The organism is Phycicoccus sp. Root101, from assembly GCF_001426245.1.
GTDB lineage: Bacteria > Actinomycetota > Actinomycetes > Actinomycetales > Dermatophilaceae > Pedococcus.
This window is the reverse complement of record NZ_LMCM01000007.1, coordinates 1-17,582: the sequence shown is the minus strand read 5'-3', so window position 1 is coordinate 17,582 and position 17,582 is coordinate 1. Positions and strand designations below refer to the sequence as shown.

Below are 17,582 nucleotides of genomic sequence, written 5' to 3'. Positions count from 1 at the left end.
CTGATCCTTGGAGTGGGGAGTGCATCATCGTCGTCACCGGCCCCGGTGGTGGCGGGGGTGGTGGGGGTGGCGGCGCCGGGGGTGACGCCAAGCCCGTCTCCCTGCCAACGTGCACCCTGGCCTTGACCTCGCCGACGAAGGTGGTGCCCTGCTCCTCGTCGGATGGATGGTGGGTGCAGTCGCAGCAGTGCTACGCCAAGGTGTTGCAGCCGAAGCCGCCGTTCAGTGACCCGGCCTGGGGTGGGCGCACGACCGGTCAGGTCTACGTGTGCACGCGACCGGTGGGTATCGGTCCGGTTTCCGGGATTGCCTTCTGGCTCTGGCTGGCCAAGCCACCGAACGGCGCGCCGCCGGACCCGCAGGTGCTGGCGCGGCAGGCGGTCGCGCGGATGAACCTCCGCGCCATCAACATCGGCATCGTGCCGGAGTCCGGAGCGGGAAACGTTGGGATCATAGGGATGCCGACGTGGATGTGGGCACAGAATCCTGGGGCGACGACGTGGGGGCCGCAAACCCAGTCCGCGACGGCAGGTGGCTTCACGGTCACGGCAACAGCGAAGGCTCAACGCACCGTCTGGACGATGGGCGACGGCGCCAAGATCACGTGCACCGGGCCAGGCACGGCGTATGCCGACTCCTACGGCAAACAGTCGTCCCCGACCTGCGGGCACACCTACACCCGGCAAGGCACCTACACGGTGCGGGCCACGACCTACTGGGTCGTCACCTGGGTAGGGATCGGCCTGACCGGCACGATCCCGCTGGACTTCACCGACACGACCACGATCACCATGGGCGAAGCCCAGGTGCTGAGCAGCTGAGCAGCTCTAGGGGGAACAGATGGCGCTGACCACCGAGACGGCCGACTCCGCCGCCGTGAGCGAGGGAGCAGGCACGCGACCGGTCCGCCGGCGTCGAGCCAAGAGCGGCGCCGACGGCGGGCAGGCGTCCGTGACGCCGGCGCCAAAGCTTCGTCGTCGACCGGCGTTGGTCGCCGCGTCGGTTGCGGCCGTCATCCTCGGCGCCCTGCTGGGGGCATGGACGTGGTCGTCGACGGCCAACACCCACGAGGTGGTGGCGATGCGCCAGACCGTCACCCGCGGGGAGGCGATCACCCGAGGCGACCTGATGACGGTCCAAGTGGGGCTGGATCCCGCCCTCAAGAGCATGCCGGGCGACCGCCTGGGAAGCCTGGTGGGCCAGCGCGCGGCGATGGACATGGCCGCCGGCAGCCTGATCACGGCCGCGGACGTGACCACCACCGTCCTGCCTGGGAAGGGCAGGTCGGTGGTAGGGGTCGCGTTGCCGCCCTCACTGATGCCGGGAGAGAAGTTGCTGGCCGGCGACCAAGTCCGCATCGTGGCGACCCCAGGTCAGCAAGGCGACGTGGGTCAGGAGCCGCCTGAAGCCATCTCCGCGACCGTGGTGGGTCTCCACCCGAACGGCGAGAACGAGCAGACGGTGGTCTCCGTCGAGGTGCCGCAAGAGCAGGCCGCCGAGCTGGCGGCTCGGGCGGCGACTGGCAAGGTGGCGCTGGTCCTGGACAGCCGGGAACGCTGAGCCATGGCCCTGATCGTGCTGTTCTCCGCCTCCGGGTCGCCCGGGGTCACGGCCTCGGCCCTGGGGCTGGCCCTGACTTGGTCGCGGCCGGTGCTGCTGGTCGAAGCCGACCCGACCGGCGGTTCGGCTGTTTTCGCCGGCTACCTGCGTGGCGAGTCGACGCCGACGAACTCGCTGATCGATTTGGCGCTGGCGCAGCGGCACGGCCAGCTGCGCGAGGCGATCGCCGAGTCCACGGTGCGGATGCCAGGCCTGCCCAACGCGGCGGTCTCCCTGCTGCCGGGCACCCGCGCGCACGGGCAAGCGCGCAGCCTGCTGCCGTTGTGGCAGACGCTCGCCGCGGAGCTGATGGCACTAGAGGCCACGGGCCAGGACGTCATCGTCGACGCGGGCCGGCTCGGCCTGGTCGGGAGCCCCGAGCCTCTGATCTACGCGGCGGATCTGGCCCTGATGGTGACCCGGACAGACCTGGTGTCCCTGTCCGGGGCACGGTCTTGGGTCGAGACGCTGCGAACCGGGTTCGAAGGAGTCGGCGGGACGTCCTCTTTGGGCTTGCTGCTCGTCGGGGAGGGGGAGCCCTACCCCGCCCGGGACGTCCAGAAGGTCCTGCAGATCCCAGTAATCGCCTCGCTGGCCTGGGACCCCGCGGCCTCCAACGTATTCGCCAAGGGAGCCAAGGCACCGCGCCGATTCGACTCCTCCCGCCTCGTCCGCAGCCTCACGGCGGCTCGGACCTCGATCCAGTCCGCGGTGACCACCAACCGCGACCAGCTCGCCACGCAGATCGTCGGGGGGACGGCATGACCGACAACACCACGGTGAACCGCGAGCCGGGCAGCCACCCCACCGACCCGGCCTTCCTGCCGTTGTTCGCCGCGCCGCCGACGGACCGCCCGACCGTCCGCCCGGGCAGGGTGCGGGGGTCGTTCTCGATGTCACCAACGGCCGGCCCGACACCGACTTCGTCGCGCCCGCGAAACCCGACCGAGCCCGACGGCGTCGACCAGAACATGCCCCGGATCTATCGGCACGGCGCCGACATCGACTGGGGCCTGGTCACCGCCCTGCGGGGACAGGCCTCGGACCGTCTCAGTGCCGCCCTCGGGGAGGAGCGGGGCCACCTGCGCCCGGCCGCGCAGCGAGAGCACGGCCGCGCGATCATCCTCGAGCTGCTCAACAACGAGCACGACGAGCGAGTCGGCGCTGGCCAACAGGCGTGGGACCCCGCCGAGCAGGACGCCTTGGCCAAGGCCGTCGACGACTCCCTGTTCGGGCTCGGGCGACTGCAACCACTGGTCGACGACCACCGGGTCGAGAACATCCTGATCTTCGGCTGCGACTCGGTGTTCCTCGAGCTCACCGACGGCCGCGTGATCCCCGGGCCGCCCGTGGCCAACTCGGACCAGGAGCTGATCGACTTCCTGGTCTTCCTGGCCTCTCGGTCGGAGGTCAACGCGCGGCCCTTCTCGGAGGGTCAGCCGCGGCTGCACCTGCGTCTGGACGGCGGCGCACGGCTGGCCGCAGCGGCATGGGTCACACCGCGCCCATCGGTGGTCATCCGGCGGCACCGACTGCGCAGGGTCACCCTGGCCGACCTGGTCGACCGTGGGACCCTCACGGAGCTGGCGGCGTCATTCCTGTCCGCGGCCGTGAAGGCCCGCCGCAGCATCGTCGTGTCCGGCGCCCAGGGAGCAGGCAAGACCACCCTGGTCAGGGCGCTGTGCGCGGAGATCCCCCAGCACGAGATCATCGGCACCTTCGAAACCGAGTACGAGCTTCACCTGCACGAGCTTAAGGACCAGCACCCGTACGTCTTCCCGTGGGAGGCGCGCCCCGGCTCCGGCGAGCGGACCGCCGACGGCAGCCAGGCCGGCGAGTTCACCCTGAGCCAAGCCCTGTTCGACAGCTTCCGGTTCGACCTCTCCCGCCAGATCGTGGGTGAAGTTCGAGGACCGGAGGTCCTGGCCATGCTCAAGGCCATGGAGTCCGGCGCGGGCTCGATATCCACCACCCACGCCAAGAACGCCGAAGGAGCGATCGGCAAGCTGGTGACCTGCGCCATGGAGGCCGGGCCCCACATCACCCACGACTACGCCGTGCGGGCGATCGCAGCCAGCATCGACATCATCGTGCACGTCCACCTGGAAACCACCCCACTGGCCGACGGCACCGCGCAACGCTCCCGCTGGGTCACCGAAATCCTCACCCTGACCCCCGGAGAGCGCGAGAAGGGGTACGCCGTCCAGCGGGTCTTCCTCGCACCGCCCGGCAGCCGGCAGGCGGAGCCTGCGGTCCTGCCCGATGAGTACCGGGAGCTTGCCGTGTGGGGATTCGTTCTCGAGGAGTTCTACGGGCATAGCGAGGCCGCATCATGACCCCGCTGGTACCGGCCGTGGCCGGAGCGCTGATCGTCGCCGGCCTGCTGGGCGTCGTCGCCGGTCTGCGGCCCCACCCCACCCCACCCCCGGCGCCGAAGCGCAGCACCATCGGCAAAGGAGCCAGTCTGGGTCGACTCCGTGGGCTGGACCGGCACACCCGGCTCCTGCTGGCCGCAGGCGCCGCGGCGGGCGTCGCGGTCGCGCTCCTGACGGGCTGGATCATCGCGATCCCGCTCGTGCCTGCGGCGGCCGCAGGCGTGCCCATCCTGCTGTCCGCGCCACCCTCGGCCAGCAAGATCTACCGGCTGGAAGCGATGGAGGAGTGGACCCGTTCCCTGGCGGGCATCCTCACCGCCGGCGTCGGCCTCGAGCAGGCACTGATCTCCACCCTGCGCTCAACCCCTGAAGCGATCCGGCCCGAGGTCACCCGCCTGGCGTCCCGGCTGCGTGCCCGGTGGGCCACCGAAGACGCCCTGCGCGCCTTCGCCGACGAGCTCGACGACACCACCGGCGACCTGATCGCCGGCAACCTCATCCTCGCGGCCCGCCACCGAGGCGCCGGCGTGGCCAGCGTCCTGGAAGCCCTCGCTGAGTCCACCGCAGCCGACGTCGCAGCCAGGCGAGAGATCGAGTCGGACCGGGCCAGGCCGCGGTCGACCGCGCGCTGGGTCACCCTGATCACGATCTCAGTCCTCGGTGTCCTGGCGCTGACCGGGGACTACGTCCGCCCCTACGGGACCCCGATCGGGCAGCTGCTCCTGGTGCTGCTGCTCGGCCTGTACGTGGCGACGCTGCTGTGGATGCGCACGATGTCCACCGGGAAGCCGCTGCCCCGGTTCATCGGGTCCGCCTGCAGGCAGGCAGCCCGATGATGGCCACCGGTCTGCAGCTAGCGCTGACCGGTGGCGCCCTCATCGGCCTCGGGGTGGCGCTGCTGGTCTGGCGCCTGACCCCTGCCGACCCCGACCTGGGCGATGCGCTCGGGCGGTTGTCACCCGAGCACGCCAAGCGGCGCGCCGTCGAGGCGCTGCACCCGGCCGCCGACACCCGCGAACGGTTGGGCGCCTGGGGGATGAAGACCCTGCCGGTCGGTACCTGGGGCACCATCCCGGTCCAGGAGCTGGCGATCCTGCGGACTCCTGTCAGCCGCTACTACGGCGAGAAGATCATGTTCGCCCTGCTCGGGCTGGCCATCCCGCCACTGCTAACCACCTTCTTCACCCTCCTCGGGGCGCGCCTGCCCATCTTCATCCCCGCCGTCGCGACCGTCGGTCTGGCGACTGTCATGTTCTTCCTGCCCAACTACAACGTCCGCGACGACGCCAAGAAGGTACGGGCCGAGTTCAGCCGCGCGCTGGGCGCATACATCGACTTCGTGGCGCTCGAGCGCAACTCCGGCGCCGGGCCCCGACAGGCCATGGAGGTGGCCGCGGGCGTGGGCGACTCCTGGGTGTTCCGCCGCCTCGGCGAGGAGCTCGCCCGCACCCGATGGTCTGGGCTGACCCCATGGGATGCCCTGCACGCCCTGGCCCTCGAGCTGGGGTTGCCCGAGCTCGACGACCTCGCCGACATCATGCGCCTGTCCGGGGAGGAGGGCGCCCAGATCTACCGCAGCCTGCGCGCCCGCTCCGCAGGGATGCGCAGCGCGATGCTCGCCACCGAGAAGGCCAGGGCCAACGAGGTCGGCGAAAAGATGTCCATCCCGATGAGCCTGCTGGGGGTGATCTTCTTGGCCATCCTCGTCGCACCTGCCCTGCTGCGCGTGATCGCAGGCAGCACCTGACCACCTCACCCACCGGGCCACTACCCATGTAACGGACCCAACCTCCGGGGCGCCGGGCCCCGACCAACCACCGGACCGAACCAGGGGGAGACCCTATGTACTACCTCGCAGCAACACTGCACACCCTCGGCATCGCGATGCGCGACATCGCCATCCGCAAGCCCACCAAGGACCCCGAGCGCGGCTCGGTGACGATCGAGAACGTCATCTGGGCGGTGGCCGTCATCGCCATCGTCGGGATCGTCGTCCTCGCGATCACCAACTATGTGCGCACCAAGGCCGCAGAGATCAAGTAGACAACCGTGCACCGGCCCCGCAGGTTCGCGTCCCGTGACCCCTGGATGGCGGTCACGGAACACGACCGTGGATCGACCTCGATCCAGATGGTGCTGCTGATGCCGGCGCTGTTCGCGGTGATGTTCCTCGGCATGCAAGGTGCCCTCATCTACCACGCACGAACCGTCGCCCTGGCCGCCGCGCAAGAGGGCGTCCGGACCGCCGCTGGAGTGGGCGGATCCGGCGCGACAGGCGCCCACGACGCCTACGCCTTCATCACCGCAGCCGGCGGTGACGACGTGCTCCAGGCGCCCAGGATCCGCAGCTCCCGCAGCACCACCACCGCCACCGTGACCGTCACCGGACGCTCGCTCAGCGTGATCCCCGGCTGGGCACCCAAGATCACCCAAAGCGCCAGCGCCCCCGTCGAGAGGACCACCCAGTGAGCCACCTACGGCGCCAGCCCCGCCTCTGGCTCGCGGGGCGCGAGGCAGGGTCGGCCGTCATCGAGGCCGCCATCGGGGTGCCGGCGTTCATGCTCTTCGTCGGGCTCATCATGTTCGCCGGCCGGGTAGCCGTAGCCAACCAGGCCGTGGGCTCGGCGGCCACCGAAGCCGCCCGATCCGCCTCCATCTCGCGGACCCAGGCCCAGGCCGTGGACACGGCAACAGCCGCGGCCACGCAGGCCCTGAACAACCAGAAAGTCAACTGCCTGCGGATGACCATCAGCGTCGACACCAGCGGCTTCGGTTCGCCTGTGGGCACCCCCGCCAGCGTGCGGGCCACCGTCACCTGCGTGGTCAACCTCTCCGACCTGGCCGTGCCCGGAGTCCCAGGCACCCGAACCGTGGCAGCGAGCATGTCCTCGCCGCTGGACACCTACCGAGAGCGGTGAGGCCATGCACCACACGAACCCCCAGCTCGTCAGCTCGACCCGCCGCCCCACAGCCCGGCTGCGCGGCCTCGGCGGCGGCGGGGTCGTCTGCGCGTCGGAGCGCGGCTCCATCACCCTCTGGATCGTGACCACCGGCTTCGTCATGATCGTTCTGGTCGGGATGGCCGTGGACCTGGGTGGCCAGGTGTACGCCCAACAGCACGCCCGAGACATCGCCCGCCAGGCAGCCCGGGTCGGCGGCCAGCAACTCCAGGCTGCACCGGCCATCCGCGGTGAAGGCGCAATCGCGGACACCTCCCGAGCAGTCCAGGCCGCTCGCAGCTACCTCGCCGCCGGCGACGTCGCCGGCACCGCCCGGGTCACCGGCGGCGACACCATCGAGGTCACAACCAGCGCGGTCTACACCACCAAGTTCCTGTCCATCATCGGGATCAACCACCTCACCGTGACCGGCCACGGGCAGGCAACCATCACCAGAGCACTGCAAGGGGTGCAGCGATGACACTACGAACCCGGCTCACCGGACTGATCGCAGCCCTGACCATCGTGGTCATCGTGGTCGCCCTGCCGATCACCCTCGTGGCTGTCGGCGCCGACCCGATACCCGACACCTGGCCCACACTCGACCAGGTCCGGACCGCGCTGACCAGCCCGGACGACGGGACCCTGGCCCTGGGTGCGCTCACGGTTCTCGGGTGGGCGGCGTGGCTGTTCCTGGCCGGGTCGATCGCGCTGGAGATCCTGGCCCGGGCCCGCGGCGTCCGCGCCCCGCGGCTGCCGGGCCTGCACGTGCCTCAGACGGCTGCCGCGGGCCTGGTCGGCGCGGCGATCCTGCTGTTCGTGGCCGCCCCCCTGACCGGCACCCCCGTCCAGGCCGCCCCAATGGCGACGCAGGCGACCACCCAGACGGTCACCGCTGCGCCCGCCCGCGCAGCCACCCCCCTCACCGGCGCCCATCACGGCAGCCCCACGCCAAAGCCCGCGCGCGCCACAGCCCGTCACACCGAGGCGCAGGCCACGACGGCGCGCCCAGAACCGACGACCTTGGACCACGTCGTACAGCGCGGCGAAACGCTCTGGTCCCTCGCGCAGCAGTACCTGGGGGCGGGAAGCCGCTACACCGAACTGGCGGACCTGAACCGTGACGTCCTCGGACCCAACCCGGGATTCCTGACCGTCGGGGAGGTGCTCCATGTCCCGGCCGCGACGCCCACCACCGGCGCCCACCCGGATAAACAGATGGTGGAACACGGGGTGACCGTCCACCGTGGCGACACCCTGTCGCAGATCGCCGAGGAAGAGCTCGGCGACGCGGACAAGTACCCCGAGATCTTTGAGGCATCCAAGGACACCGTGCAGCCCGACGGCCGCCATCTGAGCGACCCTGACCTGATCCTGCCCGGCTGGGAGCTGTCCATCCCGGCCATGAAGGCAGCCGTCGCTGCGACGGCCAACGCGCACCGCGAGCCAGCCGGCACCGAGCACCCACGACTCGGATCCTCCGAGCCGGCCGGCGCAGGGGAGCCGACCCCGCAGGCAGCTGCCCCACAGGCGGCACCGGAGTCGCCGACCACGCCACCGGCGGACGCGCCGACAGTCCAGCAACCAGAGCCCACCCCCGCGGCCACCAGCGGTGACACCCACGACGACGCTGACCCCCCGCATGCGCCGTGGATGCTGGCCGGTCTGACCGGTGCGGGAGCGATGCTGGCCGGGGCCATGCTGCTGGCACTGCGCGGCCGCCGCAAAGCCCAGTTCCGGGCCCGGCGCCCGGGGCGCACCATCGCCGCCCCGGAGGCACGGCTCGCGCCCGTGGAGAAGACACTCACCGCAGTCGGTGGCCCGGCCAGCGTCAACGTGCAGGTCATGGACGAGGCCTTGCGACGTCTCGCCGTGGAGACCGCGGCCTCGACCGCACGAATGCCGGAACTGGCGGCTGTGGAGCTGGCCCAGCATGCCCTGACCTTGCACCTGTCGACCCCGACGACACTGGAACCGCCGTGGGTCGGGAGCGCCGACCAGCTGCATTGGACCCTGGCCGCCGGGGCCGACCTGCGCGACGTCGGTCCCCTTACCCCCGACCAGCCCGCCCCGTACCCCTTGCTGGTCACCATTGGTGCCGGCGACGACGGCGGCGTGTGGCTGCTCAACATCGAGGACCTTGACCTGAGCATCACCGGGGACGCCACGTTCGGGCGCGACTTCGCCCGGTACGTGGCCGCCGAGATCGCCTGCAACCCGTGGTCGCACGGGGTCCGGGTCGACCTGGTCGGCGTCGCACACGAGGTCGCGGCCATGAACACCGACCGCATCCATGTCCACGCCGCCGGTGAAGAGGATCCCGCAGCGCAGGCCCTGGCCGACGCCATCACCATGATCGACCGCAGTGCCGAAGCCGACGCCGACATCGTCACCGCCCGGGCACGCCAGGACGGGGCCGAGGCCTGGCCGGCGCGGCTCCTGCTGGTCGAGGCGGCCGAGGACAGCGAAGGCTCCCCTGGTGAGTCCGCGGGGGGTGGGCTGCCACCAGCCCTGGAGCAGCTGCTCGAGACCGTCTACCGGCACGCCGGTCAGACCGGCACCTGTGTGGTCGTCCGCGGCGAGCGGAAGGGCACCCCGGGCCTGGTCCTGCGCGTCACCGGCAACGGCCGGGTCATCCTGCCTCATGCCGGCCTCGACCTGATCGCAGTCGGCTTGACCAGCGATGAGGCCCAAGGCTGCGCGGCCCTCCTGGCGCAGAGCGAGGACCTGGCCGACGCACCGATGCCCGTCGACCAGCACGCCCGCGACGGGTGGCGCGCCTGGTCCGACGAGGCCGGCGCACTGCGTGAAGAACACACCATTACCCGACACGACCCGGCCGACGACGACGGGGCGGTCTCGCTCCTGGACCACGACGACGAGGACTACCTGCGCAAGGGCGCCACCACGAATGACGACCTCGAGACCCTCGCGCCCCAGGTGCCGCAGCGGGTGAGCGACGCGGTGGCCGACGCTGACCCCACCCTGGATGACGACCTGGCCATGTGGTGGTCCCAGGACTGCCCCCTGCCCAGGCTGACCCTGCTCGGACCGGTCGCCGCCCGGACCCGCGGCACCCCGGTCACCAAGCGCAAGCCGTACTACACCGAGATGCTCGCGTTCCTGGCCACCCGCGCGCACGGGGCGACCCCGGAAGAGCTGGCATACGCCTTCAGCATCACCCCGGCCAAGGCCCGAGACTACGTCCGCATCGTCCGCGACTGGCTCGGCACGAACCCGCGAACCGGTGAGACCCACCTGCCCGACGCGCGCAAAGCGCCAGCGGCCATCGCCAGTGGCGTCGGGGTGTACCAGGTTCTCGACCTGCTCGTCGACGTGGACCTGTTTCGCAGGCTCCGCGTTCGGGGGGAGTCGCGTGGACCGGACGGCGTCGAGGACCTCCGCACGGCGCTTCGACTGGTGCAGGGCCGGCCTTTCGATCGGCTCCGCGACGGCGGATGGTCCTTCCTGTCCGAGGGCGACCGCCTCGACCAGCACATGATCTGCGCCATCGTTGACGTCGCGCACCTCGTCACCACCCACAGCCTCCAGACGGGAGATACCCGCCAGGCTCGACTGGCCGCAGAGACGGCTGCCCTGGCGGCGCCCGACGAGGAGATCCCCAGACTGGACCTCGCCGCGGTCGCCGACGCCGAAGGTCACCCCGGCGAGGCAGAGCGGATCCTGCGTGACGAGGTGTGTAACCGCACCGACGACGAGGCCCCCCCGCCCGAGCTGTCGGACCGAACCAAACGGGTCATCACCACACGCGACTGGCACGAGCGATCCCGAAAGGCCGGCTGACCTAGCTGGAGTGTCAGCAGACTCCCAAGACTCTCCCGCGGTGACAATCGGTTCGCGTGTGGACCCGTGTCGAACCGCCGCGAGCCGGATTCGGGCAAACGGAGGTGGCGAAACGCCATGATTGACCCCTCGACACGCCAACCTAGAACCCGCTACAGCGTGGCTAACAGGCGTATCTGCATCGACCATCGATTTTGATGGCTAGGTTGGACGCTGCGCTCGGACCGCGGGCGACGATTGACCTGCGGGGGGATTACGAGTGCGACTGACCAGAGTGAAGATCGAGAACCACAGCCGCCTTGCAGACTCTGAGATCGAAGTCCGGCAGCATTTGATTCTAGTCGGCCCAAACGACGTCGGGAAGTCGTCGTTGCTCAGGTGCCTCGACTTCCTCCTAGGCGCAAGCAACGCGCAGCTCTACAACCGGATCACTGCCGAAGACTTTGCTGATCCGGCTCTGCCCTTCGTGGTCGAAGCCGACCTTGCGGGCCTCAGCGCTGACCACCACGCTCTGTTCCCGGACGAGGCCACCGTTGACCCGATCACCAGTGTGATCACCCTGACTGTGCGGCTCGCAGTCGTCGTGGACGCCAACGGCACCCTTGGAATTGACCGCCTGGCACCGCACTCGGGCACCAACCGGCAATTGTCCCGAGCCCAGATGGACGCGCTCGGTTGGACCCTCCTCGGCGCGACCGCGATGGCACGCGACCTGCGCGACGACCGCCGCACCGCGCTCGATGAGATCTTGCAGCGCGTCGACCTCGGCGCCGAGAAGGCGGGCTTCGATGCCTTGGTGGAGCAGGTCCAGAAGGGGCTCAAGAACTCCAAGATTCTGGAAGGTCTGCGTGACGACCTTGCGGGACAGTTGTCGAAAGCACTCCCCATCGCGATAGACAAGGGCGCACTTGAGTTCGTCACCGCCGCGACAGCCGACGGCGACGTGCTTGCAGACGTTCGGCTCCACGTCGAACGCGGCGGCAGCTTTAAGAACATCACGGATCAGTCCGATGGCCTTCGGGCGCTCTACGCCCTCGCGCTTTACGACCTATTCAGCGTCGGAGCAAACATGGTTGCCGTCGATGAACCCGAGATCCACTTGCACCCGACCAGTCAACGGAGCTTGGCGAGCCTGCTCAGGGACGGCCCCAACCAGAAGTTGCTCGCCACCCATTCACCAGACATCGTCAGCGCATTCTCGCCAGACTCGATCGTTGCCGTACGTGCCGGGGGAACGCTCGTCCAGCCGAAAGCCGGGTTCCTGTCTGCTGACGAGAAGATGGTCGTCCACTGGTGGGTCCGGGACAAACTGGAACCACTCACCGCAAGCCACGTTGTGGCAGTCGAAGGGGTCTCGGACCGGATCATCGTCCAGGTCGTCGCTGACCTGACCGATCGGAATCTTGATCGGCTTGGTGTATCGATCGTCGAGACCGACGGCGCCGGCGACATGGGCGCCATCATCAAGCTATTCGGCGCCGACGGATTCGAAGTCGATATGACGATGCTTGTCGACGAAGACGCCCGCAACGACACTGCCAACAAGCTCGGGGTGGCTGCGGCTGACCTGGAGAGCAACGGGCACTTCGTGTCCGGTCCCGACCTCGAGGCGGAGTACATCGCCGCGATCGGTGCCCTGGACACTTGGGTGGCTTTCGGAACCTCAGGCCTATTCACAAAGAACCAGCTCGCCAACTGTGTAATGACAGGACCCGGCGGCACGCCTACTCCCGACGACATCAGGACGTTCGTCATCAAGTACCGACACAAGGTTCGCGCCGCAATGGCCGCGGCCAAAGTTCTCGACGATGCGACAGCTCGCAAGATCACGAGCGTGAACGCAACCCTGACGAAAGTCGCCGGGAAGTGAAAACACCCACGCCCGCCCAGGCGGAGGTACGCGATCACGAATCCCTAGCGCTCCTTCTGGTAGCGCCGGCTGGTTGTGGCAAGACAGAGGCGCTTGCCATCCGTGTTGCGGGTCTGATCGAGGCGCAACGCGTGGCGCGACCCCGCCGCATCCTGGTCACCACGTTCACCAACCGAGCGAAGGACAACCTGCGCGAACGTCTCAGGGAGTACGTCCCCCTCGCGACGCAGCGCGAGTACGTCACTGTGGCCAACTTTCATGGGTTCGCGACCCGAGTCATCCGAGCCCACGGCGCCGTCATCGGCATTGATCCTGGCTTAGAGATGCCCGATAGCGATTGGGTGACAGAACGCTGCTTCGAGCTAGGCATCGGCTGGGGTGGCAAGGACGCCGTCACTGAGATCTTCCGCGTCGTTAAGCAGCTGCCTTCAACAGACGTTCAAGTTGCCGCAGAGCTTGCGGCCCGCGGCAACAAGTGGGCGATCCAGATCGAGCATGAACGACTGGCTGCTAACAGGGCCACCTACGACGACCTACTCCGGTATGCGGAGCTGATTCTCGCCAACGACGCCGTGGCGGGCCTGTACCGGAGCCACTTCGGGGCAGTGATCGTCGACGAGTACCAAGACCTCACTCCACAACAATTGCGCGTCCTGCAACGCTTGAGCGACGGGAATATCACGTTCGCTGGCGATCTTGCGCAGGGCATTTACCGGTTCGCTGGCGCCACGCCAACCGAGATCGACGCGCTGATGCGCCCCCTGTGCGAGCACGTCATCACCTTCAACGAGTCCCACCGCTCCTCGCCAGCGGTGCTGGACATGGTGAACGCGATGAATCCGCTCACAGGCGGCGAAGACCTCACGAGTGCCGACCCGAGCCGGTGGCCCGCTGGTGGACTCGCGGGCGCCATGACGTTCCCTCACGCAACGAGCGAGGCCAATTGGGTCGTCAGAGCCGCGCGACTCATCCTCAAGCTCGCACCAAACCACCGGATCGCAGTCATGTCGCGCATTAAGAGCCGTGTCCGTTTCGTCGAGGCAGAACTTGGGGGTACGGATGTGCCTGTCCACCGTTGGGAAGACGGGATGCTCGACACCGAGACCGCGAACATCGTCAAGTCGACACTGACCCGACTAAACGTCGCCGACCTCGGACTCGCGACCGACAAACTGACCTTCTTACGCGAACTCGCCGGCATCGATCTCATCGACGAGTACGACACACGCCGCAATTTGGTTGACGCTCTGACGTGGACTCTCGAGCGACTGGGAGAAGGTCTACATCCCGACCGGATCGCGGAACGGATCCGCGTCGGTGACCAGACGACACTCATCAAGGCACCGGGCATCCATCTATTGAGCGGTCATGTCGGCAAGGGCCAACAGTTCGACTGGGTGTTCATCGTCGGCGCAGAGGATGACAACATGCCGTTCTTCCGCGCTCACAACAGTGACGTCGAACTCGAAGAAGAGGCTCGCATTCTTGGTGTGATGCTCTCGCGAGCTCGGCACGGCGTCGTCGTCACCTATAGCGAGGTAGTGCCGAAAGTCGACGGGCACGACAAATCCCGCGCAGTATCGCGGTTCGTAGCTCAGCTCGGCCCAGCGAGCCCGCGCGACCGTGATGGTGTCATTCGATGGCTCAACGATGCGCCCTGGGACGACCTCCGCGTGACGTAGTCGCTGCGGCTCGCAGCACTCTCAGCCTTGAGCAAGTCACCAGGCCTAGCGTTGATCGTGAGGTCAGGCGGTACGTCATGCCGCCTGTCGGGGACGCCCACAGATTCCACTCATCACTCTGGGCGGTCACATACAACTTCCCCTGCCACGGTCACGAAGTCGGGTGGGGGATCAGGCTGTCTTCAGTCACCGTCTCCTCAAGCCAGGAGAAGGCCGAGGAGACCGCGCGCTCCTCGGTGTCGAGGATGCTGAAGGCTGTGCGCACGAGCGAGTAGAACTGGTCCACCCACGCCGTCGCGAGTTGGACGTTGCCACCCAGGCTGAGGGAGAGGCTCGGTATCAGGTGTAGACCGTGGAGGAGGTTGAGGCAACGTTCCATCGCGTGAGTCTCGATAGACCACCACTCGGAGTGCGCCACGCCGCTGGCTTGTGAGTAGGCCTGTCGGTAGAAGTCCAAGAGACCTGTCTCGTCGGCCATGCTGCGAATGGACTTGCCCTGCGCGAATGTGTCTCGGGTGTCGACGATCCTGTAGTCGATGATGCCGTGGTTGTGGCTGAGTCGTTCGAACTCGTCCATGGCTTCTTGATATCCGGGCGTGCGTGCTTCTGCCGGCACCTCCTCTGCAATGCGGGCGTAGAGCTTCGCCTTGCCTGCGCCGTATTCCTGGAACTGGCGGTAGATGGCTGGATCCTGCTGCGCCATCCAGTGCAGGTAGATCTTCGTTTCCACCAGCATGCGCACGATGTGGGCGCCGTGCTCCATGCACCACAGATCGGGCGCTGTAAGCACCGCGATGAGATCTCGCCCGGCCCGCGACACCAACCCCGAAACGACCTCCTGACGCTCCTTGTCGTGCAACCGGGCGGGCGCCGTCTCCAGAGCTTCGACAAAACTGGACAACAGGTCCATGGTGAGTTGTCGTAGGTGCGCACCATCGGACGGAACGGGGGTCGCGCCCGCGCCGCCGTCGTCCACCACCGCAGCTCCGTCGTTCCGCGCCTCCGGCTCCGAGTCTGGATCGGGGCTTGCTTGCGGCGGTGCAGTGGCCACCGCGGCTTCGGACTCGGCCATGTGAGTCTCGTTCCACGCCGAGCCATCACGTGCTGGCGGTAGGGTGGTTTCGCTCTCCCCTTCCCTCTTGCGAACGCACTGGGACGTCATCGAGTTGGCTCCCCAGAACACACGCGCCCACCTGATTGATCCGTCGAAGTAGTTCGGGTCCTGGACCGTCAGCATCCCCTTGTGTGCTCCCCACTGAGAGCGAATGACCGAGTCCGCCTGGGACCGGGACTCTGCTTCGTCTGGGTAGGTCTTCAGGAGGTCGATGGTCTGCTGGTCTGATGAGAATGTGCCGGCCCGAACCGTGCTCCAGGTGCGGAAGCACTTCATCAGCGCCTCGCGGTGGCCGTCGCTGAGCGCTTCGAGAAGCGCCTGGCGCACGAGATCGATGTCGGCCTGCTCAGGCGCGTGCACCTCGACATCCGCAGTCAGCCATGGAACCGGCATGTACGGGTAGGAGGTGAGCACACTGCGCACACCGGCAGAAAGCAGACCGTGATCATCGGCTTGCTCCGACACCACCGCTAGTGCGCTCGGAATCTTGATGGCGAGGCGCGCGAGGTTGGTGAGTCGACCGTCAAGCGACTCGGCCACAAAAGCGCTCTCATCGTGCTCGGACAGTTCGTCCTGAACTGCCTGCTGCCATGCGACGAAGTTGCGGATCGCGTCGTTGCCTTGCTCGGCGAGCACTGTCCCGTACCGGGTTTAGTGGAGGCTCGGAACTGACGCTCTGACGGTAGCCAGTGCGGGGTTTTGACGGTAGTAGCTGTCCTCGTACTCGGCTGGTGGTCGGTAGCCAGTGCGGGGTTTTGACGGTAGTAGCTGTCCTCGTACTCGGCTGGTGGTCGCCTTGCTCGGCGAGCACTGTCCCGTACCGGGTTTAGTGGAGGCTCGGAACTGACGCTCTGACGGTAGCCAGTGCGGGGTTTTGACGGTAGTAGCTGTCCTCGTACTCGGCTGGTGGGACCAATCCGATCTCGCCGTGCAGGCGTCGGTGGTTGAACCAGTCGACGTACTCGGCGATGGCGATCTCGAGGTCGTCGATGTTCTTCCAAGGGCCCTTGTTGCGGACCAGTTCGGCCTTGAACAGGGAGTTGAACGCCTCGGCCAGGGCGTTGTCGTAGCTGTCACCGGTGGACCCGACCGACGCGACGGCGCCGGCGTCGGCCAGCCGCTGGGTGTAGCGCACGGCAACGTACTGAACTCCCTTGTCGGAGTGGTGAATCAGACCACTGGTGTCGTGGCCGGCGTGCCTGCGTGTCCAAAGACCCATCTCGAGGGCGTCCAATGCCAGGTCGGTGCGCAGGTTCTTCGACAGTTGCCAGCCCACGACCCGACGGGAGTAGACGTCCACGACGAAAGCGGCGTATGCCCACCCGGTGAAGGTGCGGCAGTACGTGATGTCCGCGACCCACAGCTGATCGGGTGCGGTCGCGGTGAACGCCCGCTGGACCAGGTCTGGTCGGGTGTCCGGGCTGGTGCCACTGATCGTGGTCCGAGGCCCCTTGGCCCGGTTGGCGCCACGCAAGCCGGCGGCCTTCATCAACCGGTGCACCGTGCACCTGGCGACCGGGTGTCCTTGACGGGTCAGTTCGGCGTGGATCTTGCGGACGCCGTACACGCCGTAGTTGGCGCCGTGGACCTCCTTGATGACCTGCGTCGTTGCCTCGTCGCGCACTGCCCGGGCGGACCGGGGTCGGGTCTTGGCGGCGTAGTAGGTGCTCGGGGCGATCTGTGTGCCAGCCCGGGTGAGGGCGGTGCAGATCGGCTCGACCCCGAACCTGTCGCGGTGGCTGTCGATGTACTCGACCAGCACCGACGTGCTCACTTCAGCTTGCGGTCGAGCTCCGCCGCGGCGAAAAAAGCTGACGCGGTGCGCAAGATCTCGTTGGCCCGCCGCAGCTCCTTGACCTCCCGCTCGAGCTCAGCAATCCGCTTGGCCTCGGCCGTGCTCACGCCGCGACGATGACCCTGGTCGATCTCGGCCTGCCCGACCCAGTTGCGCAAGGTCTCTGGATTGATCCCGAGCTGATCACCAACCCGCTTCAACGCCCCGGACCTTGTCTCCGGGTCACGCCGCAGATCCACGGCCATCCTGATCGCTCGCTCCCGAAGCTCCTCGGGATACTTCCTCGGTGCTGCCATGACTCTCATCCTTCCGTGGAATGAGAGCCTCCATCAGACCCGGTACGGGACACCATGACTCTCATCCTTCCGTGGAATGAGAGCCTCCATCAGACCCGGTACGGGACA

The 17,582-nt window shown here is 67.9% G+C and carries 15 protein-coding genes and 1 other annotated feature; of the genes, 13 read left to right on the top strand and 2 right to left on the bottom strand.

Annotated elements, in window-relative coordinates; translation table 11 throughout:
- Positions 1-122 precede the first annotated feature (122 nt).
- The 13 genes from ASC58_RS10710 (at position 123) to ASC58_RS10650 (ending at position 14,269) form a co-directional block, all read left to right on the top strand.
- Positions 123-821: an ATP/GTP-binding protein gene (locus ASC58_RS10710; RefSeq protein WP_157598452.1), complete on the top strand. Its 699-nt coding sequence runs from the start codon at positions 123-125 to the stop codon at positions 819-821.
- Positions 822-840: 19 nt separating this feature from the next.
- A complete protein-coding gene (locus ASC58_RS10705; RefSeq protein WP_082553202.1) occupies positions 841-1,560 on the top strand; it encodes an SAF domain-containing protein in 720 nt (239 codons plus the stop codon).
- Between the two features lie 3 nt (positions 1,561-1,563).
- Positions 1,564-2,364 carry a hypothetical protein gene (locus ASC58_RS10700; protein WP_056919307.1) on the top strand — a complete coding sequence of 267 codons (801 nt, stop codon included), beginning with the start codon at positions 1,564-1,566 and terminating at the stop codon, positions 2,362-2,364.
- A complete protein-coding gene (locus ASC58_RS10695; protein WP_235529194.1) occupies positions 2,361-3,935 on the top strand; it encodes a CpaF family protein in 1,575 nt (524 codons plus the stop codon). Before ASC58_RS10700 ends, ASC58_RS10695 begins: the two co-directional genes overlap by 4 nt.
- The gene (locus ASC58_RS10690) at positions 3,932-4,810 is read left to right on the top strand and encodes a type II secretion system F family protein (RefSeq protein ID WP_056919306.1); all 879 of its coding nucleotides are present in this window, start codon (positions 3,932-3,934) and stop codon (positions 4,808-4,810) included. The genes ASC58_RS10695 and ASC58_RS10690 overlap by 4 nt, the downstream gene beginning before the upstream one ends.
- Entirely contained in the window at positions 4,807-5,721 is a 915-nt protein-coding gene (locus tag ASC58_RS10685; RefSeq protein WP_235529193.1) for a type II secretion system F family protein, read from the top strand. The genes ASC58_RS10690 and ASC58_RS10685 overlap by 4 nt, the downstream gene beginning before the upstream one ends.
- A 95-nt stretch (positions 5,722-5,816) precedes the next feature.
- Positions 5,817-6,017, top strand: coding sequence for a hypothetical protein (locus ASC58_RS10680; RefSeq protein ID WP_056919304.1), 201 nt, complete (start codon positions 5,817-5,819; stop codon positions 6,015-6,017).
- A gap of 45 nt (positions 6,018-6,062) precedes the next feature.
- Positions 6,063-6,443, top strand: coding sequence for a TadE family protein (locus tag ASC58_RS10675; protein WP_082553201.1), 381 nt, complete (start codon positions 6,063-6,065; stop codon positions 6,441-6,443).
- Positions 6,440-6,892, top strand: coding sequence for a TadE/TadG family type IV pilus assembly protein (locus ASC58_RS10670; RefSeq protein ID WP_056919303.1), 453 nt, complete (start codon positions 6,440-6,442; stop codon positions 6,890-6,892). Before ASC58_RS10675 ends, ASC58_RS10670 begins: the two co-directional genes overlap by 4 nt.
- A gap of 4 nt (positions 6,893-6,896) precedes the next feature.
- Positions 6,897-7,394 (top strand): pilus assembly protein TadG-related protein, encoded by a 498-nt coding sequence (locus ASC58_RS10665; RefSeq protein ID WP_235529192.1) that lies wholly within the window; start codon positions 6,897-6,899, stop codon positions 7,392-7,394.
- On the top strand, positions 7,391-10,717 hold the full coding sequence (locus ASC58_RS10660) for a LysM peptidoglycan-binding domain-containing protein (RefSeq protein WP_056919302.1): 3,327 nt from the start codon (positions 7,391-7,393) through the stop codon (positions 10,715-10,717). Before ASC58_RS10665 ends, ASC58_RS10660 begins: the two co-directional genes overlap by 4 nt.
- A 274-nt stretch (positions 10,718-10,991) precedes the next feature.
- The gene (locus ASC58_RS10655) at positions 10,992-12,587 is read left to right on the top strand and encodes an ATP-dependent endonuclease (RefSeq protein ID WP_200947804.1); all 1,596 of its coding nucleotides are present in this window, start codon (positions 10,992-10,994) and stop codon (positions 12,585-12,587) included.
- Positions 12,584-14,269 carry a UvrD-helicase domain-containing protein gene (locus ASC58_RS10650; RefSeq protein ID WP_056919300.1) on the top strand — a complete coding sequence of 562 codons (1,686 nt, stop codon included), beginning with the start codon at positions 12,584-12,586 and terminating at the stop codon, positions 14,267-14,269. Before ASC58_RS10655 ends, ASC58_RS10650 begins: the two co-directional genes overlap by 4 nt.
- A 151-nt stretch (positions 14,270-14,420) precedes the next feature.
- Here ASC58_RS10650 and ASC58_RS10645 read toward each other — a convergent pair whose 3' ends face one another.
- Together ASC58_RS10645 and ASC58_RS10640 are read right to left on the bottom strand one after the other, a co-directional pair.
- Positions 14,421-16,019 (bottom strand): DUF5677 domain-containing protein, encoded by a 1,599-nt coding sequence (locus ASC58_RS10645; protein ID WP_056919299.1) that lies wholly within the window; start codon positions 16,017-16,019, stop codon positions 14,421-14,423.
- A 190-nt stretch (positions 16,020-16,209) separates the two neighbouring features.
- Positions 16,210-17,474, bottom strand: a protein-coding gene (locus ASC58_RS10640; protein WP_157598451.1) for an IS3 family transposase whose coding sequence is annotated in 2 segments (ribosomal slippage) — positions 16,210-17,195 and positions 17,195-17,474 — 1,266 coding nt in all. Because the reading frame shifts where the segments join, the coding sequence is not laid out codon by codon here.
- Positions 17,053-17,196: a sequence feature (AL1L pseudoknot), on the bottom strand. (Overlaps the previous gene by 144 nt.)
- Positions 17,475-17,582 lie beyond the last annotated feature (108 nt).